Raw genomic sequence first — 19496 nt, forward strand, 5'->3', positions numbered from 1 at the left:
TTCTTGCGGTAGACTTTATTTTCTGTGCGCGTTATGTATGGGGACTATCCACCTCCTGCATCACGCATAGTGCAGCCGGAGGGTTTTTTACGGGCCCAGAAGGTTGTGCGGCATAGCTCTGAGCCTAAGCCTCGGCCCTGCTTCCCCAGCATCATGTTATTGCGCATTCGTGTGTTGTGAACATTGTGTTTGGAGGTGGGGGTAAGCAGAAGCTGAGATGGACCATATCCGTTCCGCAAGGCTCCCTAGGAGAACCAGCGAGACGACAGGAGTAAAAAGTGATTCAGCAGGAATCGCGACTGAAGGTTGCCGACAACACCGGTGCTAAGGAAATCCTTACCATTCGTGTTCTCGGTGGCTCTGGCCGTCGCTATGCAGGCATCGGCGACGTAATCGTCGCCACCGTCAAGGATGCAATCCCGGGCGGAAACGTAAAGAAGGGTGACGTCGTCAAGGCTGTCATCGTTCGCACCAAGAAGGAACGTCGACGCGTCGACGGTTCTTACATCAAGTTCGACGAGAACGCAGCTGTCATCCTTAAGGCTGACGGTGAGCCCCGCGGTACCCGTATTTTCGGTCCGGTGGGTCGTGAACTTCGCGATAAGAAGTTCATGAAGATCGTTTCCCTGGCTCCGGAGGTACTGTAACCATGGGTGCAAAGATTAAGAAGGGTGACCTCGTTCAGGTCATCACCGGTTCCGACCGCAACAAGCAGGGCAAGGTGCTGAAGGTTTTCCCCGCAGCACAGCGCGTTCTTGTTGAGGGCGTTAACCGCGTCACCAAGCACACCAAGGCTGGTCAGACCGAGCGTGGCACCACGACGGGTGGTATTGAGGTCGTTGAGGCCCCGATGCACATCTCGAATGTTGCGATCGTTGACCCGGAAACCAAGAAGCCGACTCGCGTTGGCTTCCGCGAGGAAACCGTGGAGAAGAACGGCGTGTCCAAGACCGTCCGTGTTCGTTTCTCCAAGTCTTCCGGAAAGGCACTGTAATGACTGAAGCAGCTGTGAACATCCAGCCACGCCTGAAGGCCAAGTACAACGCCGAAATCCGCGAAACCTTGAAGAGCGAATTCAACTACTCAAACCCGATGCAGGTTCCGGGCTTGGTAAAGGTAGTTGTGAACATGGGTGTCGGCGAAGCCGCCAAAGACTCCAAGCTCATCGAAGGCGCAGTTCGCGACCTCACCGCCATCACCGGCCAGAAGCCGTTGGTAACCAAGGCACGCAAGTCGATCGCACAGTTCAAACTGCGCGAAGGCATGCCGATTGGTACCCACGCTACTCTGCGCGGAGATCGCATGTGGGAATTCGTGGACCGTTTGGTTACGCTGGCTCTGCCGCGTATCCGTGACTTCCGTGGCCTGAGCCCGAAGCAGTTCGACGGCAACGGCAACTACACCTTCGGTCTCACGGAACAGTCCATGTTCCACGAAATCGATGTTGATTCCATTGACCGCGTACGCGGCATGGACATCACAGTAGTGACCACCGCGAAGACCGACGACGAAGGTCGTGCCTTGCTTAAGGCACTGGGCTTCCCGTTCAAGACCGCCAACTAGATCAACTACGTTACAGGTCCGCGCTTGCGCGGAAACCGTAGCGAGGAAGGGCAGAAGCCCACATGACAATGACAGATCCTGTCGCAGATATGCTGACTCGTCTGCGCAACGCCAACTCGGCTTACCACGACACGGTTTCCATGCCGTCGAGCAAGCTCAAGGTACGCGTTGCCCAGATCCTGAAGGAACAGGGCTACATTGCCTCGTTCGTTGAGGAAGCAGCAGAGGTCGGCAAAAAGCTGACCATCACCCTGAAGTTCGGCCCGAGCCGCGAGCGTTCAATCGCTGGCGTTCGCCGTATTTCAAAGCCGGGCCTGCGTGTATACGCAAAGTCCACCAACTTGCCGCACGTCCTTGGTGGACTCGGCATTGCAATCTTGTCCACGTCCTCCGGTCTGCTTACTGACCGCCAGGCAGCCAAGAAGGGTGTAGGTGGGGAAGTCCTCGCCTACGTCTGGTAACGGGAAAGGGAGAAAGAAACCATGTCACGTATTGGACGTCTTCCGATCACTGTTCCTGCCGGCGTTGAGCTCAAGATTGATGGCGACGTTGTCGCTGTCAAGGGCGCCAAGGGCGAACTGAACATCACCGTAGCAAGCCCGATCACTGTTGCTCTCGAAGAGAACACTGTGACCGTGTCACGCCCGAACGACGAGCGCGATTCGCGTTCGTTGCACGGCTTGACCCGTACCCTGATCGAAAACATGATCATCGGTGTCACCGCAGGCTACGAAAAGAAGCTCGAAATCCACGGTACCGGTTACCGCGTTGCAGCGAAGGGCACGAACCTCGAGTTCGCTCTTGGCTACTCGCACCCGGTTGTTGTCTCCGCTCCTGAGGGCATTGCCTTCACGGTTGAGGGTAACAACAAGATCACCGTTTCGGGTATCAACAAGCAGCAGGTTGGCGAAGTTTCCGCCAACATCCGCAGCCTCCGCAAGCCTGACCCGTACAAGGGCAAGGGTGTTCGGTACGCTGGCGAAATCATCCGCCGCAAGGTCGGAAAGGCTGGTAAGTAACCATGGCTCTCGGAATCAAGGGTAAGAGTAAGGCAGCCGCACGCGGCCGTCGTCACCTGCGTGTTCGTAAGCGCATCACCGGCACCGAGGTGCGTCCGCGCCTGGTCGTCAACCGCTCGGCACGACACATCTTCGTTCAGGTCGTTGACGACAGCAAGGGCATCACCGTTGCTTACGCGTCGACGATGGAAGCCGATCTTCGTGGCTTCGACGGCGACAAGTCCGCCAAGGCTAAGCGCGTTGGTGAGCTCGTTGCCGAGCGCGCCAAGGCTGCAGGCATCGAGTCCGTGGTCTTCGACCGCGGCGGTAACAGGTACCACGGTCGCGTGGCTGCTGTTGCTGATGGTGCACGCGAAGGTGGGCTGGCACTGTGAGCGAAGCAACTAACAAGAAGGAAACTCAGGTGTCTGAAGCTACTGAGGCAGCCTCGGCTGCTCCTGCCGCTGACAAGGCTGGCGCTGCTCGCGGCGAAGGCCGTGGACGTGGCGGCGAAGGCCGTGGACGTGGCGAGGGTCGTGGCCGTGGCCGCGATTCGAAGGACAGCCGCAACGAAGACAAGGACAAGTTCCTTGAGCGCGTTGTAGCTATCAACCGCGTATCCAAGGTCGTCAAGGGTGGTCGTCGCTTCAGCTTCACCGCTCTCGTCGTCGTTGGCGATGGCAACGGTCTCGTTGGCGTCGGCTACGGCAAGGCCAAGGAAGTTCCGGCAGCAATCGCTAAGGGCGTTGAAGAAGCCAAGAAGTCCTTCTTCCGCGTTCCGCGCATCGGCACCACCATCCCGCACCTGGTGCAGGGTGAAGCCGCTGCAGGCGTTGTCCTGCTTCGTCCGGCATCGCCGGGTACCGGCGTTATCGCCGGCGGTCCGGTTCGCGCCGTACTGGAATGCGCTGGCATCCAAGATGTTCTGTCGAAGTCCATGGGCTCGACCAACCAGATCAACATTGTTCGCGGCACCGTTGCAGCACTGAAGGCTCTTGAAGAGCCTGCAGCAGTTGCAGCCCGCCGTGGTCTGCCGTTGGACGAAGTTGTGTCGCCTCAGATGCTTCGCAACATCCAAAACCAGAAGGCAGGTGCGTAATAGTGGCGAAGAACTTTGTCCCTAGCGACGCTAAGCTGGCAATCACCCAGATCAAGTCCACCATTGGTGGCAAGCAGAACCAGCGCGATACCCTTCGCTCGCTCGGCCTGAAGCGCATCGGACACACCGTGTTCCGTACCGCCGATGCCGTGACCGTTGGCATGATCAACACGGTTCCGCACCTCGTAAAGGTTGAGGAGGCGAAGTAATCATGGCTGAAAAAGAAAACGCACTGAAGGTACACCACCTGCGTCCAGCCGAAGGTTCCAAGAAAGCCAAGACTCGTGTGGGTCGTGGCGAAGGTTCCAAGGGTAAGACCGCTGGTCGCGGTATGAAGGGCACCAAGGCGCGCTACCAGGTCAAGGCCGGCTTCGCCGGTGGCCAGTTGCCGCTGCACATGCGCCTTCCGAAGCTTCGCGGCTTCAAGAACCCGTTCCGCGTCGAGTTCCAGGTTGTAAACCTGGACAAGATCTCGGAACTGTTCCCCGAGGGTGGCGACGTCACCGTTGAGGCACTGATCGCGAAGGGTGCAGTTCGCAAGAACGAGCCCGTCAAGGTCCTTGGTTCCGGCGAACTGACCGTCAAGGTCGATGTCAAGGTCAACGCCTTCTCATCCTCCGCAGCGGAAAAGATCGTCGCAGCCGGCGGTTCTGCAGTAGAGCTCTAAGCTAGTTGGTCTTTTGATCATCTAGTGAAAAGGGGTGGACCCGGTGAATTCGCTTAGCGGATTCACCGGGGACACCCCTTTTTCTTTCCGCGTAAACTTCTTGTATTCGTCGCGGATTCTTTCATGGAATCCGCGAAACACGGGGTGTTGGGCCGCTGTAAATATCGATCACTCGGCGTTATTTAGACCATTTGCCGCGGCGCATTTGGTGAGTAACGCACACCACGGGCTAGAATCGATAGGTCAACCCCCCGGGTACCCCCGGCCACCACCAATCAGGAGGACGCTTGTTCAGCGCCATTGCCCGGGTATTCCGGACGCCTGACCTGCGACGCAAGTTGTTGTTCACGCTCGCCATTATTGCGATCTACCGTCTCGGTGTGTATATCCCCGCACCCGGTGTGGACTATTCAAACGTTCAGCAGTGTCTTGCCGCGGGAAATACCGCCGGCGGACTGTATCAGTTCGTCAACCTGTTCAGTGGCGGTGCCCTGTTGCAGGTTTCCATCTTTGCCATGGGCATCATGCCGTACATCACGGCGTCGATCATCATCCAGCTCTTGCGCGTGGTGATCCCTCGTTTCGAGGAGCTGCACAAGGAAGGCCAGTCGGGACAGGCCATCCTGACCCAGTACACCCGGTACCTGACCATTGCACTTGGTCTGCTCCAGGCAACCACGCTGGTTTCTCTGGCCCGCAGCGGAATGCTTTTCCCCTCCTGCCAGCTACCGGTTGTCCCCGACGACAGCATCTGGGTCATCGTCCTGATGATCCTCTCCCTCACAGCAGGCACCGGCCTGATCATGTGGATGGGCGAGCTGGCCACCGAACGTGGCGTCGGCAACGGTATGTCGCTGTTGATCTTCACCTCCATCGCCTCGGGGTTCCCCTCGGCCATGGGCGCCATCGCTACCTCTCAGGGATGGGGCGTATTTATCGGCGTCATCCTCATCGGCTTTGCGGTCATCGCGCTGGTGGTCTTCGTTGAGCAGTCCCAGCGACGCATTCCGGTGCAATATGCCAAGCGCATGATCGGACGCCGTACCGTGGGTGGCACATCCACCTACATCCCGATCAAGGTCAACATGGCCGGCGTGATCCCGGTGATCTTCGCATCCTCCATGCTGGCATTGCCGAACATGCTGGTCTCATTCAATACCCGGTCCGATGGAACACTGCCCGATTGGGCGCTGTGGATCCAGACTCACTTCTCCGGATCATCCCCGCTGTACATGGTGGCCTACGCCCTGCTGATCGTCGGCTTCACCTACTTCTACGTTGCCATCACGTTTAACCCCATTGAGGTTAGCGACAACATGAAGCAGTACGGCGGCTTCATCCCGGGCATCCGCGCAGGACGCCCCACGGCCGAGTACCTCGAATACGTACTGAGCCGCATCACCTTCCCCGGAGCCATTTACTTGGCCTTCGTGGCTTTGATCCCGTTGATCGCCTTTGTGCTGATCAACGCCGATCAGAACTTCCCATTTGGTGGCACCTCGATCCTCATCATGGTTGGTGTGGGTCTTGAGACTGTCAAGCAAATCAACGCACAAATGCAGCAGCGACACTACGAAGGACTTCTGCGATGACAAGACTGTTGATCATTGGACCTCCCGGCGCCGGCAAAGGCACTCAGGCGGACCGCATTTCCGAACGACTCAATGTTGTGGCCATCTCCACCGGCGACATCTTCCGCGCCAACGTCAAGGGCGGCACCCCGCTGGGTGTTGAGGCGAAGAAGTACATCGACGCCGGGAACTTCGTTCCCGACTCGGTCACCAACTCGATGGTCCGCGACCGTCTGGCTCAGGATGACGTCAAGGACGGCTTCCTCCTGGACGGCTACCCGCGCACCAGCGCACAGGTCGACGAGTTGGATTCGATTCTGGCCGACGCCGGCGTTGAGCTTGACGCCGTGCTGCAGCTGACCGCCGATGACGACGAGCTCGTCGCCCGGTTGCTCAAGCGTGCGGAAATCGAAGGCCGTGCAGATGACAACGAAGAAGTCATCCGTCACCGTCTGGGGCTGTACCACGAGGAAACCGCAGTGGTCGTCAACCGCTACCAGGAGCGCGGCATCGTGCGCCTCGTCGATGGCATCGGCGAAATCGACGAAGTCACCAATCGTGTCATGGATGCGCTGGGTCAGAACGTCTAGATCACATCGGCCAGCATGAACCGCGGGGAGAGGCACACCAGTGCCATCATCCCCGCGGTTTTTTGCGATAATGGCCAGTAGTACCGTCTTTTTGAAAGGGACAACCACCATGGCTTTAGGCCAACGAAAAATTGAATACAAGACCAACGGCCAGATCCTGAAGATGCGAGCGGCCGGTCTGGTGCTGGCTGAGGCCTTGGACGAGGCCGTTGCCGCTGCTCAAATTGGTGTCACCACCGCCCACATCGATTCGGTGTTCGCTGCCGTGCTTGAACGCCACGGCGCCATCAGCAACTTCAAGGGTTACCACGGCTTCCCGGCCACCATCTGCGCCTCGGTTAATGAAGAGGTTGTCCACGGTTTCCCCAGCGACTATGTCCTGAAAGATGGCGACGTACTGAAGATTGACGGCGGAGCCGTCATCGAAGGATGGCACGCCGACTCGGCACGCACCGTCATTCTCGGTACCGCGGCACCGGAAGATCAGCGACTCTCTGACGTGACCCAAGAAGCCATGTGGCGCGGCATCGCTGCACTGGCCGAGGCTCGCTTCGTTGGCCAGATCGGTGACGCCATCGATGACTACGTCTCCGGTGTGCCTGGCGCACCCCTGGGCATCCTCGAGGACTACGTGGGCCACGGGATTGGCACGGAGATGCATATGGCTCCGGATGTGCTGAACTACCGTACGGGACACCGTGGTGCCCGTGTGAAGCCGGGTATGTGCCTGGCCATCGAACCGATGCTGGTGCGCGGCGGGCTCGAAACGAAGGTTTTGGCCGACGACTGGACGGTTGTCACGGTTGACGGCGCCCGTGCATCGCAATGGGAACACACCGTGGCAGTGCACATGGGTGGCATCTGGGTCCTTACCGCCCACGACGGGGGAGTCGCCGGTTTGGCGCCCTTCGGAGTCGTTCCCAGTCCTCTTCAGGCCTAATCGTTTTACCTCGGCGTGCGCGCCGGCGGCAGAGTGAAACACTGTGCGCAACCTAACAAAACAAGTTGCTCGTACGGATTTCCCTTTAAGCCCTCTACCGCGTAGGCTTGACTGTTGGTTGTCTGTTCCTTGGTGCCCAAAAGCTCACGCTTAAGGTGCTTCTCGGAATGAGAGCCAAGTCCATAAATCTGTCTGTGACAAAATGTTGCCGACAACAAAAGTTAGCGGAGGATATGGCCAAGAAAGAGGGTGTCATCGAGGTAGAAGGCACTGTGTCAGAGGCTCTGCCCAACGCGATGTTCCGTGTTGAGCTGCCCAACGGGCACGTTGTACTTGCAACTATCTCGGGAAAGATGCGTCAGCACTACATTCGAATCCTCCCAGAGGATCGCGTAGTGGTTGAGCTCAGTCCGTATGACCTCAACCGCGGACGTATCGTTTACCGCTACAAGTAAAGACTTTTTGTTCATCCTTCCTTTTGGAAGGGCGACAAAGATATTTACGCTCCACTGAAACCGCAACCGCAAAAGGAGTAAGCCGTGAAGGTTAACCCTAGCGTGAAGCCGATCTGCGATAAGTGCAAGGTGATTCGACGTAATGGTCGAGTCATGGTGATCTGCGAAAACCCACGCCATAAGCAGCGTCAGGGCTAATTCCCTTCACGGGAACCCCTGCGCGTAGTAATGAAATTGGCAGTACAGCATCCACCGCGCGATGCATACCCACGGCACGGAGGCCGTGGACCGGGATTACCGGGAATGTACTGTTTTAGACCTCCGCATATCGAAAGGTAGACAGCATATGGCTCGTCTAGCTGGCGTAGACATCCCGCGCGAAAAGCGCGTGATCATTGCGCTCACCTACATCTACGGCGTGGGCAAGACCCGTGCAGAACAGACCATCGCCGAGACCGGGATCAGCCCGGATACTCGCGTGAAGGATCTGACCGACGCTGAGCTGGTTCAGCTGCGTGACTTCATTGAAGGAAGCTTCAAGGTTGAGGGCGACCTCCGTCGTGAAGTGGCAGCTGACATTCGCCGCAAGGTTGAAATCGGCTCCTACGAAGGCATTCGCCACCGCAAGGGCCTGCCGGTCCGCGGACAGCGCACCAAGACGAACGCACGTACCCGTAAGGGCCCGAAGCGCACCGTTGCCGGTAAGAAGAAGACCCGCTAAATCTAGCGGCGTCACTAAGCCAAATTTCTCGTAGGAGTAAGCATGCCCCCCAAGACTCGTGGAGCGGTTCGCAAGCCGCGTCGCAAGGACAAAAAGAATATCCCGCTCGGCCAGGCGCACATTAAGAGCACCTTCAATAACACCATTATTTCCATCACGGATCCCAATGGTGCTGTAATCTCGTGGGCCTCGGCCGGCGAGGTTGGCTTCAAGGGTTCGCGTAAGTCCACCCCGTACGCTGCACAGATGGCCGCCGAGGCTGCTGCAAAGCGCGCACAGGAGCACGGACTTCGCAAGGTTGACGTTTTCGTCAAGGGCCCGGGCTCGGGACGCGAAACCGCGATCCGCTCGCTGCAGGCCGCTGGCCTGGAGGTTGGGTCCATTCAGGACGTTTCCCCAAGCGCACACAACGGTTGCCGCCCCTCAAAGCGTCGCCGCGTCTAATTGACTGTCTGGCTTTCTTGCCGCCGCGTCTTTCTTCCGTAAGGGAGTTGGGCGCGGCGGCATGATCGCCACGGCAAGCCAGACCGAACCAGACGAACGCCGACGAGGCTTACGTCGTTTCCACCCCCTGTGTTGCGTCATATAGCGGACGCGCGCTGAAAGGAAATGTAAGTGCTTATTGCACAGCGCCCCACCCTGACCGAAGAAGTCGTAGCGGAGAATCGCTCCCGGTTCGTCATTGAACCTCTGGAGCCTGGCTTCGGTTACACCTTGGGTAACTCGCTTCGCCGTACCCTCCTGTCCTCCATCCCTGGTGCAGCTGTCACCAGTGTTCGGATCGACGGAGTACTGCACGAGTTCACCACCGTGGCCGGCGTCAAGGAAGATGTCACCGAGCTGATTCTTAATATCAAGAACCTCTCGGTTTCCTCCGAACATGACGAACCGGTCGTCGCCTACCTGCGCAAGCAGGGTCCTGGCGTCGTTACCGCGGCCGACATCACCCCGCCGGCCGGCGTTGAATTCCACAATCCGGATCTGCACATCGCGACTTTGAACGCGAAGGGCAAGTTCGACATGGAACTGACCATCGAACGTGGCCGCGGCTATGTTTCTGCAGCGCAGAACAAGAACGTGGACGCTGAGATCGGTCGCATCCCTGTGGATTCGATTTACTCGCCGGTCCTGAAGGTGACCTTCCGTGTGGAGGCCACCCGTGTTGAGCAGCGCACCGACTTTGACAAGCTCATCGTCGATGTTGAGACCAAGGATTCGATGCTTCCGCGCGATGCAGTTGCATCCGCCGGCACCACCCTGGTTGAACTGTTCGGCCTGGCACGTGAGCTGAACACCGCCGCTGAAGGCATCGAGATCGGCCCGTCCCCGACGGACGCCGCCCTCGCCGCTGACATGGCGTTGCCGATTGAAGACCTCGAATTGACAGTTCGTTCGTACAACTGCCTCAAGCGTGAGGGCATCCACTCCGTGGGTGAACTCGTAGCTCGCTCCGAGGCCGACCTGATGGACATTCGTAACTTCGGTGCGAAGTCCATTGATGAGGTCAAGGCGAAGCTGATCGATTTGGGTCTGGCTCTGAAGGATTCCCCTCCAGGCTTCGATCTTGCAGCACGTGCCGCAGCCATCGGCGACGATGACGTTTACGGTGACGACGAAGTCTAAGACTTCGGACTCCACCAGCTACAGAACTTAAAACCTTTGTGCCCGGGACCCTTCCCGGGTAGCGGGCACAAAGGCCACCATACTAGGAGAACACCATGCCTACCCCTCCCAAGGGTCCGCGTCTCGGCGGCAGCGCAGCTCACGAGCGTTTGATGCTCGCGAACCTGTCCGCGCAGCTGTTCGAGAACAAATCCATCACCACCACGCTGACCAAGGCCAAGCGCCTTCGTCCGCACGCAGAACGCCTGATCACCTTCGCTAAGCGCGGAGACCTGGCGTCACGTCGCCGCGTACAGGCAGTTATTGCCTCACGCAGCCGCACCAACAAGTCGATCGTTCACGAGCTGTTCGAGAACATCGCACCGCTCATGGCCGAGCGCCCGGGTGGCTACACTCGCATCACCAAGATTGGCAACCGTAAGGGCGACAACGCTCCGATGGCTGTTATCGAATTGGTAATGGAGCCGGTTTCCCCGAAGCAGGCCGTTGTGAAGGAAGCCGAAAAGGCTGCCGCAGTGGCTGCTCCGGTTGAAGAGGTCGTTGAGACCGAAGCAACCGAAACCGCAGAGGTCGTAGAGACCGAAGCAGCAGAGGAGAACAAGGCTTAGTCCTTGTCTCTTCAGCTATAGCTGAATCATTGGCCCGGTGCACTTATGCACCGGGCCAATGGTTTAACTGCTCACATTTCCCCCAGCGAATCCCGTGTCTTTCCGGTATCAACGCGCGGGGGAGGAACCATAGACTTAATCGTCCGGGCAGTAACCGAATGAGGATCGCACGATGAATACTTCCACCACCGAGGTTCAGCATCCCGGCCTAGCGCCGCGGGGCAGCGCCACCGAACCTGCCATGATTCGTCTGTGCATGAGGTTCGGTTACGACGGAACCGCTTACAACGGGTGGGCGCTGCAGCCCGGGCTGCCCACCGTGCAGGCAGTGCTGGAAGACGGGTTAGCCCTCATGTTACGGCGAAGTATTCGTACTGTCGTTGCCGGTCGCACCGATGCCGGCGTGCATGCCAGAAACCAGATCGCGCACTTGGATCTGACGGAAACTGAAGTAGCTTCACTTGCTCGCGGTGCTGATCTTGAACCGGGCCAGGCGCTGCTGCGCCGCCTGCGAGGTCTGCTCAGCCGTGAAGGTGGAGCGATTCAGGTCCACGACGTTTGGCTTGCTCCACCAGGATTTGATGCGCGTTTTTCTGCGTTGTGGCGCCGCTATTCCTATCGCATCGCAGACGGTCCGGATCGCTTTGATCCGTTGACTCGGGCCTTCACCATGTTCCACAAGGCAGAACTCGACCTCGAGCTGATGAACGCGGAAGCCGCGAGCCTCCTGGGCCGTCATGATTTTCTGTCCTTTTGCAAACCGCGTGAACACGCCACGACGATCCGCACGCTGACGGAATTTGAATTTGTGCGTGACGCTCAGGGCATCATCGTCGCTCACCTCAAAGCCGACGCCTTTTGCCACAATATGGTCAGGGCCGTGATCGGCGGCTGCCTTAAGGTAGGTGACGGTCGTGAAGCCCCGGGCTGGGTAGCCATCCGGCTCGCCGAGGCCGTGCGCGACTCGCGGATCATTTTGGCCGAGCCACGGGCCCTAGTTCTCGAAGAAATTGCGTATCCCGACGATGCGCATGAAATCGCCCGCCGCGCAGAACTCACTCGAACCCGGCGCAAGCCCCACGACGTGAGTACCGTTCAACCCCAATCAGCCCCGCGCAGCCGTTAGAAATCTTGGCTTTCTCTTGCTGGACACGCCGGATGCCGACGATCATCTGCAAGCTGGTTTTCTCGGCGGTGTTTCGCGCAACTTAACCCTCAGCATTGTCGAGTTCTGATTCGTTTGGTGCTGCGGGGACTCCTGCTTCACTCAATCCGCGGGAAACAGCATTGGACAACAGCTCATAACCTTGATCATTGGGGTGAACCAGATCGCCGGTGATGAGCGCCGGGCGACCGGCAAACGGTTGACCTAGATCCAGATAGTAAACGTTCGAATTTTCGGCGGCCCGACGAACAACGCGCGAGATTCCGTCCAACGTTGCCGGCGGTTGCCGAGCATCCCAGATCGGACTCGTGACCACGATGCTCGATTCTGGTAGCGCCAGCACCAAGGAATCAAAAAGGGTGCTGGCACCGAGCGCCACCTGATCCAGTGTCTTTCCGGTGTCGTTGCGTCCGCCCGAGACAATAACCAGCGTTGGTGCGTAAGCGATGACGGCGGGAAGAACCTCAACGTAACTAGGGCAGGCATCAAGTCCGCACACACGAGTGGCATTTTCCCTCACGGAGGTCGCATACCCCGTGCCGCCGTGAGCAAAGGATCTATACGAATCCCACCCGCGGCTCAGCGCGAGAATTTCCGGCCACGTATGTCCGGGCGACGCGCCAGCTCCGGCGGTGTAGGAATCTCCGATGAATGCGACCGTGGGATTTGATGAGTCCTTAGTGGCAGGTGGTTGAGCGTCGGTGGAGCTGGGGGATGATGAACCATCAGCGTGTAACATTCCGGTGGGTCCGGGGGAGTTGCTGTCAATCACGAACACACCGAGCAGCACCACACTCACGGCCAGCACGATTACCCCGATGATCTTGGTCGTTCCCGAGCCGAGGGGCTCACGGATCTTCTGGTGCACGATTCCCCCTGTAGACCACCGAAAATATTCACAGTCTAGCGATACCGCCACCCGGGCTCTCTGGGGGAGAGAGGCGGAGGGTGTTACAAGATCTCGAGATCCCCTCCTCAAGGACTCATGCCGACCAATTTGCTGACCCCTTATCCGTTGGTTAGTGCTCGGCCCGGCCCCTCAATGTCATCTGTTGGCAGGGTCACGGTCCTCGCTTTGGTAGTGCCGGGGTTAATCCGATAGACTATGGGCTGTTGTGCGTGTCCTTTGTTCGACACAACCTTCTCCGCGTGACGGCTCAGTTGCAGAGCCACTGGTCTGCTGGGATTGCGAACATTCATGGACGGCCGGTCTTTTCAGTCCTCACCTGGCGAACTGGTTACAGCGCATCGAACACAGCACACGGACGACAGTGGATCTCACAGCCCCTGTTTGGAACTGTGCTTGACCAGTAACCAATAAAACAAAGGCAATTACAGTGCGTACGTTCACTCCAAAGCCGGCTGACCAGACCCGCCAGTGGCACATCATTGATGCCACCGACGTTGTACTTGGTCGCCTCGCCGTCCAGGCCGCAACCCTGCTGCGCGGCAAGCACAAGGCTACCTTCGCCCCCCACATGGACATGGGCGATCACGTCATCATCATCAACGCCGAGAAGGTTGCCCTCACCGGCGCCAAGCTCGAAAACAAGCGCGCTTACCGTCACTCGGGTTTCCCGGGCGGCCTGAAGTCCGTTACCTACGCCGAGCTTCTTGAAAAGAACCCGGTTCAGGCAGTGGAGAAGGCCATCAAGGGCATGCTTCCGAAGAACTCGCTGGCCGCAGACCAGCTGTCCAAGTTGAAGGTATACCGCGGTGCAGAGCACCCGCACGCTGCACAGCAGCCGGCTGCCTTCGAAATCACCCAGGTCGCGCAGTAGCGCTGGGCCCCGAGAAAAAGACATTAGGAGATAATCGTGGCTCAGAACACTGAAGAGATCATCGAAACAGAGGCCGAAGCTCCGGCCTCGTACACCTCGGAGTCCGCACCGGCCGAGGCCGTTGTTGTCAAGGAACGTCCGGCACTGACCGTGCCCGGCGCAGCCGTTGGCCGTCGCAAGCAGGCAATCGCCCGCGTTCGCATCGTTCCGGGTACCGGCCAGTGGACCTTGAACGGTCGCACGCTGGAGAACTACTTCCCGAACAAGCTGCACCAGCAGGATGTTAACGAGCCGTTCAAGCTGCTCGAACTCGATGGCGCTTACGACGTTATCGCTCGCATCCACGGCGGTGGCCCCTCGGGCCAGGCCGGTGCACTGCGTTTGGGCATTGCTCGCTCGCTGAACGAAATCGACCGCGACAACAACCGTGCGGCCCTCAAGAAGGCCGGCTACTTGACTCGTGACGCTCGCGTCATCGAGCGTAAGAAGGCTGGTCTCAAGAAGGCTCGTAAGGCTTCGCAGTTCTCCAAGCGCTAAATCGCTTGCGCTGGGCTTTTGCCCAGCACCGAAGGGTCTCGACATTCGTGTCGGGGCCCTTCGCTCGTTAACGGCCGATGCGTCGTTTGGGAGACGGTATGGCAAATCACTGTGTGAAAGTGCCTTGATTAGGGCGACACTTCCCATAAGTTTGTGTCTGTGGCCCTATGATGGAACACGATGGCAAGGTTATTTGGGACCGATGGTGTCCGCGGAAAAGCAAACGAACTTCTGACCCCCGAGCTGGCGATGGCGCTTTCACAGGCCGCCGCGGTGGTATTGGGTCATGAACAAATAGACGATGGGCGCAGGCCCGTGGCGGTGGTGGCCAAAGATCCTCGGATCAGCGGCGACTTTATTTCCGCTGCAATTGAGGCGGGGCTGGCGGCTTCGGGCGTAGACGTCCACGACGCCGGCACTTTGCCGACCCCTGCAGCCGCATACCTGGTAGCGGATCTTGGTGCCGACTTTGGCGTCATGATTTCGGCTTCGCACAACGCCGCACCCGATAACGGCATCAAGTTCCTGGCCCGAGGTGGCAAGAAGCTTGACGACGCTCTTGAGGATGCGATCGAGGCCCAGCTGGAGAAGCCCGTATACCGCCCGGTCGGTGGTGATGTGGGACGAATTTCCCGCTTCGCCGATGCCGAGGACAGGTACGTGATGCACCTGTTGCAGGCGTTGCCTAACCGTCTGGAGGGGCTGAAAATTGTCCTTGACTGCGCCCATGGTGCGGCCAGCGGTTGCTCACCGGAGGTCTTCAACGCAGCCGGTGCCCAGCTGGTGGTCATCGGCGCAGAGCCCGATGGAATCAACATCAACGACGGCTACGGATCCACCCACCTCGAACGTCTGCAGGCGGCAGTGTTGGATAACGGTGCCGACCTAGGCATCGCCCACGACGGCGACGCCGATCGTTGCCTGGCCGTTGACCACGAAGGAAACATCGTGGACGGTGACCAGATCATGGCGATCATGGCCACCGACATGAAGGAACGCGGCATCCTGAAGGACAACACCTTGGTCGCCACGGTGATGAGTAACCTAGGCTTGAAAATCGCGATGCGTGAAGCAGGAGTTACCGTCAAAGAAACCGGCGTCGGAGACCGCTACGTTCTAGCGGGCATGCGCGAAGGCGCCTTCAACCTCGGTGGAGAACAGTCCGGCCACGTGATCTTTGCCGATCACGCCACCACCGGCGACGGCGTTCTGACGGGCCTGCTCATTGCCGCACGCGTCAAGGCGACGGGCAAAACGCTAAAAGAACTTGCCAGCGCGATGACCGTGCTGCCACAGGTACTGATCAACGTGAAGGGCGTCAACAAGGCTGCAGCACCGCAGAACGCGGTGCTCAATTCCGCGATCGGCGCGGCCGAAGCAGCACTGGGTGAGAGCGGGCGCGTACTGTTGCGCCCCTCGGGCACCGAACCGGTGGTTCGCGTGATGGTGGAAGCCACCTCGCACGACGTAGCGCAGGCCCTGGCCACATCGCTGGCCGAAGTTGTTTCGCAAGAACTCGCACTCTAAATTCCACACCAGCTGTACAACACACCGAGTCTAGAAACGGCGCCAAGCGGAAGCTGCTTCTAGACTCGGTGGTGTTTGTCCTAAGGGTTACGGCCACGACGCCGTGACCCCACCATTCTTGAAGGGTGTACTCGGGGATTATGAGCTTAAAGATTTCGGTGGTGGGCACCGGCTACCTCGGTGTTACACACGCTGCCTGCATGGCGGAATTGGGCTTTGAGGTCATTGGTGTTGACGTTGATCCGGCCAAGATCAAAGCCCTTTCGGCCGGAAAATTGCCTTTCCATGAACCCGGTCTGGATCGGTTGCTGGAAAAGCACGTTGAGTCCGGTCGGCTGCGCTTCACGACCGACTACGACGAGGTTGCTTCCTGGGCCGATGTTCATTTCATCGGCGTCGGAACCCCGCAACGCGCCGACGGCCACGGGGCCGACATGCGTTTTGTTGATGCATCGGTCACCGAACTGGCCACCAGAATCAGGGGCAAGGCACTGATCGTGGGCAAGTCAACCGTGCCGGTGGGAACAGCGCGGCGCCTTGAGTCAATCATTGGCACCCACGCACACCCCGACGCACAGATTTCGTTGGCCTGGAACCCCGAGTTCCTCCGTGAGGGCTTCGCCGTGAAGGACACCATGTCCCCTGACCGTTTGGTCATTGGCTGCACCGACGCGCACAGCGAAGAGACCCTGCGCGTCATCTACGCCCAAGCCCTCGAGGCCAACACGCCGCTGATCGTCACCGACTTCGAAACCGCCGAACTGGTGAAGGTCGCTGCCAATGCGTTCCTGGCCACCAAGATCTCCTTTATCAACTCCTTCGCCGAGGTCACCGAGACCATCGGCGGTGACATCACCGTACTGGCAGATGCACTGGGTTACGATGCCCGCATCGGGCGAAAATTCCTCAACGCCGGGGTGGGCTTTGGCGGTGGCTGCTTGCCCAAGGACATCCGAGCCTTGCAGGCACGCACCAGCGAACTCGGGCTGACCCACACCATGGGCTTCCTGGCCGAAGTCGATGAGATCAACCTGCGCCGGCGCGAACGCGTGGTGCGGCTGGCACAGACCATGCTCAAGGACCAACTGGCCGGGGCGCAGATTGCGGTTCTGGGTGTCACCTTCAAACCGGACTCCGATGACGTTCGCGATTCACCGGCACTGGATATCGCCGTCCGGCTGTTTAACGCTGGAGCCGAGGTGTCGGTGTACGACCCTAAGGGCAATACCAACGCCGCCGCCCGCTTCCCGCGCCTGAACTACGCCCCGGATCTTGCCGCGGCGGTGCAGAATGCGGACCTGGTCCTGCTCTTGACCGAATGGGATGAGTTCAAGACCTTGCTGCCAGCGGACCTGGAGCCCCTGGTCGGTGCGCGCAAGATCATCGACGGGCGCAATGTGCTCAACCGTTCTCGATGGGAAGCCGCCGGGTGGGAACTGGTGGGCATGGGCCAGCACTACACTCCGCTGGACGGCCAGCTCTAGGACACGAGCTAAGTAGCCAGTCCCCGCAGTACCCCAAGACAAGGCAAGGGGCCAGTTCATGGAACTGGCCCCTTGCCTTGTCTTGTCGTAACGCGTCGCTAGCTTAGAGTCCTAGCTGGCGAGCGGCGCGGGGGAGTTCCTGCAGAAGATCTACGGCACTGAGTGTGCCCTCAGCCGCGGCCAGGGCACCGGCATGCGCGTGGATGAGCGCCCCCGCTGCGGCCAATTCGGTCAGGCGGTGACTCTGGGTCACTTCGTCGGCTCCGGTCATCGACGGGAAGGTGGCAGCCGCGAGCAGCGTGCCCAAGATCCCGGTGAGTACGTCCCCACTGCCGGCCGTGGCCAAATCCGGGGTCGCGGCATGGACGATGAGCGCGTAGCCATCGGGCGCGGTGCAAATGGTGGCCGAACCCTTCAGCAAGATGACACAGTCATAGGCCACCGCCGCCCAGCGGGCCCAGCGGATCGGGTCGGTGGCGATGTCGGTCGCGCTGACCCGGACGCCGGCCTTAGCCAGCAGTGAGTGCAGCTCCCCGGCATGCGGGGTAAGAATGCGTAATTGGTGGTGTTCGCCCGGCTCCAGCATCGCCAGGGCACCAGCATCAAGCACACACGGATTGTTGGCTTCGAGGATCTGGTCCAGGTACTGACGCGTCTCGGCGTTGTCAACAAGACCCGGGCCGATGGCCCAGGCCGAAATGCGGGTCGCTCCGGCACGTCCGTTGCGGCGGTTCCGCGCCAATAGGGCGGTGAGCTCTTCGGTGTTCAGCGGGACAGATTCGGGGACCTGTGTGGTCAGTGCCGTGGCGACCGCCTCCGGGACCACGGTGCGCAGCAGACCGAGGCCGCTGGCGACCGCGGCGCGGGCGCTGAGTACCGCAGCACCGGGATATTTCGCGGATCCTGCCAGCAGCCCCAACACGCCACGCTGATACTTGTGCGCGCCGGCCGCTGCCCAACTCTGATCACGATCCAACAAAAGCTCTAGATCATCCCCCTGCACCACCCATGCATCGGGTTTCGGCAGGTGATCCGTTAATCCGGCATCGGTGATGTGGATGCTTCCGGAGACCAGGTGCCCGGAGCCCACCACCAGACCGGTCTTCAGGGCGCCGAAGCATACGGTGCGATCCGCGCGAATCACGCTGGGAGCTGCTGCTCCGGTGTTTGCATCCACGCCGCTGGGGATATCGGCGGCCAGCACCCGCACCTGGCTCGGGATTTTCGGTAGCTCGGCGCCGGGGCGTAATCCGGTGCCGTAGAGGGCATCAACAACCAAGTCGGTATCCACCAGGAGCTCGTCTAGGTGCTTGGCGGTCGTGGTGCGTCCTCCGGAGCGCACGAGCGCGGCAAGGCCCTGAGCGTGCGCCTGAGGGGCGAGCAGTACGGCAGTGGCACGTACCCCGCGCTTGGCCAGTGCGGCCAGGGCAAAGAGTCCATCCCCGCCGTTGTTTCCCGGTCCGATCAGTCCCAGCACTCGGGCGCCGTAGAGACGTCCGCCATCACTCTTGAGCATCAAAACGGCTTGATGTGCCAGCGCATCGGCGGCCAGACGCATCAATGTGGTGTCGTTTGCATCCTTGAGCTGTGCGGTCTCGGCATCTCGAACGTGGGAACCTGCATAGACGGGGATCATACGTTCAGAATACCCAACCGTGAGCGCAAATTCTTGCAGGTCAGCAGCGGCGCTTCGCGCCGGAACCAAGGTGTTCTTATCGTTCGGCAACCACCATGGCGGTGGCCAGGTCACCATCGTGACTCATCGACAGGTGCCAGTGCACCACGCCCTTGGCCTCGGCGGCCTCGGCAACCGAACCGTCGAGGACCACATACGGATCACCCGCAGCGTCCTTCTTGATGGTGCAATGTTGCCAGTTCATACCGGCCGGTGCGCCAAGGGCCTTGGCGATGGCTTCCTTGGCCGCAAAACGTGCAGCGAGGGAGCGCACGTGTAGATCGCGCTCATCCGGGACAAAAAGCCGTTCTAGGAGGGCGGGGGTCCGCTCCAATTGCGCCTTGAACCTCGACACCTGAACAACATCAACACCAATTCCCACGATCATGCCTTCGAGTTTAGCTGGCGTGATGCAGCGCCCGATCCGCACCCGATGAATGGGGCGTAGGCTTCTTGGCACCGCTTGCACCCGGTAGGCGGTGGAAGGAACCG

At 59.6% G+C, this 19496-nt stretch carries 26 protein-coding genes; 23 read left to right on the forward strand and 3 right to left on the reverse strand.

What is annotated here, in order from left to right; genetic code table 11:
- Positions 1 to 278 precede the first annotated feature (278 nt).
- From rplN to HED64_RS06215, 19 genes are all read left to right on the forward strand, one after another.
- Positions 279 to 647: a 50S ribosomal protein L14 gene (gene rplN, locus HED64_RS06125; RefSeq protein ID WP_071212943.1), complete on the forward strand. Its 369-nt coding sequence runs from the start codon at positions 279 to 281 to the stop codon at positions 645 to 647.
- A 2-nt stretch (positions 648 to 649) separates the two neighbouring features.
- Positions 650 to 994, forward strand: coding sequence for a 50S ribosomal protein L24 (gene rplX, locus HED64_RS06130; RefSeq protein WP_132358662.1), 345 nt, complete (start codon positions 650 to 652; stop codon positions 992 to 994).
- Complete coding sequence (gene rplE, locus HED64_RS06135; RefSeq protein ID WP_132358660.1) at positions 994 to 1563, forward strand: 50S ribosomal protein L5; 570 nt, start codon at positions 994 to 996, stop codon at positions 1561 to 1563. Before rplX ends, rplE begins: the two co-directional genes overlap by 1 nt.
- Positions 1564 to 1625: 62 nt before the next feature.
- Entirely contained in the window at positions 1626 to 2024 is a 399-nt protein-coding gene (gene rpsH / locus HED64_RS06140; RefSeq protein WP_007271041.1) for a 30S ribosomal protein S8, read from the forward strand.
- A 21-nt stretch (positions 2025 to 2045) separates the two neighbouring features.
- Positions 2046 to 2582: a 50S ribosomal protein L6 gene (rplF, locus tag HED64_RS06145; RefSeq protein ID WP_168151217.1), complete on the forward strand. Its 537-nt coding sequence runs from the start codon at positions 2046 to 2048 to the stop codon at positions 2580 to 2582.
- Positions 2583 to 2584: 2 nt separating this feature from the next.
- Complete coding sequence (rplR, locus tag HED64_RS06150; RefSeq protein WP_168151218.1) at positions 2585 to 2956, forward strand: 50S ribosomal protein L18; 372 nt, start codon at positions 2585 to 2587, stop codon at positions 2954 to 2956.
- Positions 2953 to 3660 (forward strand): 30S ribosomal protein S5, encoded by a 708-nt coding sequence (gene rpsE, locus HED64_RS06155; RefSeq protein ID WP_132358654.1) that lies wholly within the window; start codon positions 2953 to 2955, stop codon positions 3658 to 3660. The genes rplR and rpsE overlap by 4 nt, the downstream gene beginning before the upstream one ends.
- Positions 3661 to 3662: 2 nt before the next feature.
- The gene (rpmD, locus tag HED64_RS06160) at positions 3663 to 3869 is read left to right on the forward strand and encodes a 50S ribosomal protein L30 (RefSeq protein ID WP_132358652.1); all 207 of its coding nucleotides are present in this window, start codon (positions 3663 to 3665) and stop codon (positions 3867 to 3869) included.
- Between the two features lie 2 nt (positions 3870 to 3871).
- Positions 3872 to 4327, forward strand: coding sequence for a 50S ribosomal protein L15 (gene rplO / locus HED64_RS06165; protein WP_132358650.1), 456 nt, complete (start codon positions 3872 to 3874; stop codon positions 4325 to 4327).
- 287 nt (positions 4328 to 4614) lie between these two features.
- On the forward strand, positions 4615 to 5919 hold the full coding sequence (secY, locus tag HED64_RS06170) for a preprotein translocase subunit SecY (protein ID WP_168151219.1): 1305 nt from the start codon (positions 4615 to 4617) through the stop codon (positions 5917 to 5919).
- A complete protein-coding gene (locus HED64_RS06175) occupies positions 5916 to 6488 on the forward strand; it encodes an adenylate kinase (RefSeq protein ID WP_132358646.1) in 573 nt (190 codons plus the stop codon). The genes secY and HED64_RS06175 overlap by 4 nt, the downstream gene beginning before the upstream one ends.
- Before the next feature lie 109 nt (positions 6489 to 6597).
- Entirely contained in the window at positions 6598 to 7428 is an 831-nt protein-coding gene (gene map / locus HED64_RS06180; RefSeq protein ID WP_168151220.1) for a type I methionyl aminopeptidase, read from the forward strand.
- A 233-nt stretch (positions 7429 to 7661) separates the two neighbouring features.
- The gene (gene infA, locus HED64_RS06185) at positions 7662 to 7883 is read left to right on the forward strand and encodes a translation initiation factor IF-1 (protein WP_068731548.1); all 222 of its coding nucleotides are present in this window, start codon (positions 7662 to 7664) and stop codon (positions 7881 to 7883) included.
- An 84-nt stretch (positions 7884 to 7967) separates the two neighbouring features.
- On the forward strand, positions 7968 to 8081 hold the full coding sequence (gene rpmJ, locus HED64_RS06190) for a 50S ribosomal protein L36 (protein ID WP_071894985.1): 114 nt from the start codon (positions 7968 to 7970) through the stop codon (positions 8079 to 8081).
- 148 nt (positions 8082 to 8229) lie between these two features.
- The gene (rpsM, locus tag HED64_RS06195; protein WP_132358642.1) at positions 8230 to 8604 is read left to right on the forward strand and encodes a 30S ribosomal protein S13; all 375 of its coding nucleotides are present in this window, start codon (positions 8230 to 8232) and stop codon (positions 8602 to 8604) included.
- A 42-nt stretch (positions 8605 to 8646) separates the two neighbouring features.
- Positions 8647 to 9048, forward strand: coding sequence for a 30S ribosomal protein S11 (gene rpsK / locus HED64_RS06200; protein ID WP_132358640.1), 402 nt, complete (start codon positions 8647 to 8649; stop codon positions 9046 to 9048).
- A 171-nt stretch (positions 9049 to 9219) separates the two neighbouring features.
- A complete protein-coding gene (locus HED64_RS06205) occupies positions 9220 to 10227 on the forward strand; it encodes a DNA-directed RNA polymerase subunit alpha (protein WP_132358639.1) in 1008 nt (335 codons plus the stop codon).
- Between the two features lie 95 nt (positions 10228 to 10322).
- A complete protein-coding gene (gene rplQ, locus HED64_RS06210; RefSeq protein WP_132358637.1) occupies positions 10323 to 10835 on the forward strand; it encodes a 50S ribosomal protein L17 in 513 nt (170 codons plus the stop codon).
- Positions 10836 to 11076: 241 nt separating this feature from the next.
- Entirely contained in the window at positions 11077 to 11961 is an 885-nt protein-coding gene (locus HED64_RS06215; protein ID WP_425351790.1) for a tRNA pseudouridine synthase A, read from the forward strand.
- An 82-nt stretch (positions 11962 to 12043) separates the two neighbouring features.
- Here the strand turns inward: HED64_RS06215 and HED64_RS06220 are convergent, their stop codons facing one another.
- The gene (locus tag HED64_RS06220; RefSeq protein ID WP_168151222.1) at positions 12044 to 12868 is read right to left on the reverse strand and encodes a GDSL-type esterase/lipase family protein; all 825 of its coding nucleotides are present in this window, start codon (positions 12866 to 12868) and stop codon (positions 12044 to 12046) included.
- 469 nt (positions 12869 to 13337) lie between these two features.
- Here HED64_RS06220 and rplM point away from each other — a divergent pair, with 469 nt between their 5' ends.
- The 4 genes from rplM to HED64_RS06240 all read left to right on the forward strand — a co-directional run bounded on the left by rplM (position 13338) and on the right by HED64_RS06240 (position 17329).
- The gene (rplM, locus tag HED64_RS06225) at positions 13338 to 13781 is read left to right on the forward strand and encodes a 50S ribosomal protein L13 (RefSeq protein WP_132358632.1); all 444 of its coding nucleotides are present in this window, start codon (positions 13338 to 13340) and stop codon (positions 13779 to 13781) included.
- Positions 13782 to 13817: 36 nt separating this feature from the next.
- On the forward strand, positions 13818 to 14318 hold the full coding sequence (gene rpsI, locus HED64_RS06230; protein ID WP_168151223.1) for a 30S ribosomal protein S9: 501 nt from the start codon (positions 13818 to 13820) through the stop codon (positions 14316 to 14318).
- Positions 14319 to 14498: 180 nt separating this feature from the next.
- Positions 14499 to 15845 carry a phosphoglucosamine mutase gene (glmM, locus tag HED64_RS06235; RefSeq protein WP_168151224.1) on the forward strand — a complete coding sequence of 449 codons (1347 nt, stop codon included), beginning with the start codon at positions 14499 to 14501 and terminating at the stop codon, positions 15843 to 15845.
- Between the two features lie 140 nt (positions 15846 to 15985).
- Positions 15986 to 17329: a UDP-glucose dehydrogenase family protein gene (locus HED64_RS06240; protein WP_168151225.1), complete on the forward strand. Its 1344-nt coding sequence runs from the start codon at positions 15986 to 15988 to the stop codon at positions 17327 to 17329.
- Positions 17330 to 17432: 103 nt separating this feature from the next.
- On the opposite strand, the gene HED64_RS06245 is transcribed toward HED64_RS06240, so the two are convergent.
- A complete protein-coding gene (locus HED64_RS06245; protein ID WP_168151226.1) occupies positions 17433 to 19082 on the reverse strand; it encodes an NAD(P)H-hydrate dehydratase in 1650 nt (549 codons plus the stop codon).
- The gene (locus HED64_RS06250; protein ID WP_168151227.1) at positions 19042 to 19392 is read right to left on the reverse strand and encodes a holo-ACP synthase; all 351 of its coding nucleotides are present in this window, start codon (positions 19390 to 19392) and stop codon (positions 19042 to 19044) included. The genes HED64_RS06245 and HED64_RS06250 overlap by 41 nt, the downstream gene beginning before the upstream one ends.
- Positions 19393 to 19496 lie beyond the last annotated feature (104 nt).

Source organism: Paeniglutamicibacter terrestris, assembly GCF_012271785.1.
GTDB classification, from domain to species: Bacteria; Actinomycetota; Actinomycetes; order Actinomycetales; family Micrococcaceae; genus Paeniglutamicibacter; species Paeniglutamicibacter terrestris.

Bases quoted from the DNA above. Each gene is read 5' to 3' on its own strand.
- rplR (WP_168151218.1), top strand. From the start codon at position 2,585: ATGGCTCTCGGAATCAAGGGTAAGAGTAAGGCAGCCGCACGCGGCCGT.
- rpsH (WP_007271041.1), top strand. From the start codon at position 1,626: ATGACAATGACAGATCCTGTCGCAGATATGCTGACTCGTCTGCGCAAC.
- rplE (WP_132358660.1), top strand. From the start codon at position 994: ATGACTGAAGCAGCTGTGAACATCCAGCCACGCCTGAAGGCCAAGTAC.
- rplF (WP_168151217.1), top strand. From the start codon at position 2,046: ATGTCACGTATTGGACGTCTTCCGATCACTGTTCCTGCCGGCGTTGAG.
- rplX (WP_132358662.1), top strand. From the start codon at position 650: ATGGGTGCAAAGATTAAGAAGGGTGACCTCGTTCAGGTCATCACCGGT.
- map (WP_168151220.1), top strand. From the start codon at position 6,598: ATGGCTTTAGGCCAACGAAAAATTGAATACAAGACCAACGGCCAGATC.
- infA (WP_068731548.1), top strand. From the start codon at position 7,662: ATGGCCAAGAAAGAGGGTGTCATCGAGGTAGAAGGCACTGTGTCAGAG.
- HED64_RS06175 (WP_132358646.1), top strand. From the start codon at position 5,916: ATGACAAGACTGTTGATCATTGGACCTCCCGGCGCCGGCAAAGGCACT.
- HED64_RS06215 (WP_425351790.1), top strand. From the start codon at position 11,077: ATGATTCGTCTGTGCATGAGGTTCGGTTACGACGGAACCGCTTACAAC.
- rpsM (WP_132358642.1), top strand. From the start codon at position 8,230: ATGGCTCGTCTAGCTGGCGTAGACATCCCGCGCGAAAAGCGCGTGATC.
- HED64_RS06240 (WP_168151225.1), top strand. From the start codon at position 15,986: ATGAGCTTAAAGATTTCGGTGGTGGGCACCGGCTACCTCGGTGTTACA.
- rplQ (WP_132358637.1), top strand. From the start codon at position 10,323: ATGCCTACCCCTCCCAAGGGTCCGCGTCTCGGCGGCAGCGCAGCTCAC.
- HED64_RS06250 (WP_168151227.1), bottom strand. From the start codon at position 19,392: ATGATCGTGGGAATTGGTGTTGATGTTGTTCAGGTGTCGAGGTTCAAG.
- glmM (WP_168151224.1), top strand. From the start codon at position 14,499: ATGGCAAGGTTATTTGGGACCGATGGTGTCCGCGGAAAAGCAAACGAA.
- rpsK (WP_132358640.1), top strand. From the start codon at position 8,647: ATGCCCCCCAAGACTCGTGGAGCGGTTCGCAAGCCGCGTCGCAAGGAC.
- HED64_RS06245 (WP_168151226.1), bottom strand. From the start codon at position 19,082: ATGGTGACCTGGCCACCGCCATGGTGGTTGCCGAACGATAAGAACACC.
- rplO (WP_132358650.1), top strand. From the start codon at position 3,872: ATGGCTGAAAAAGAAAACGCACTGAAGGTACACCACCTGCGTCCAGCC.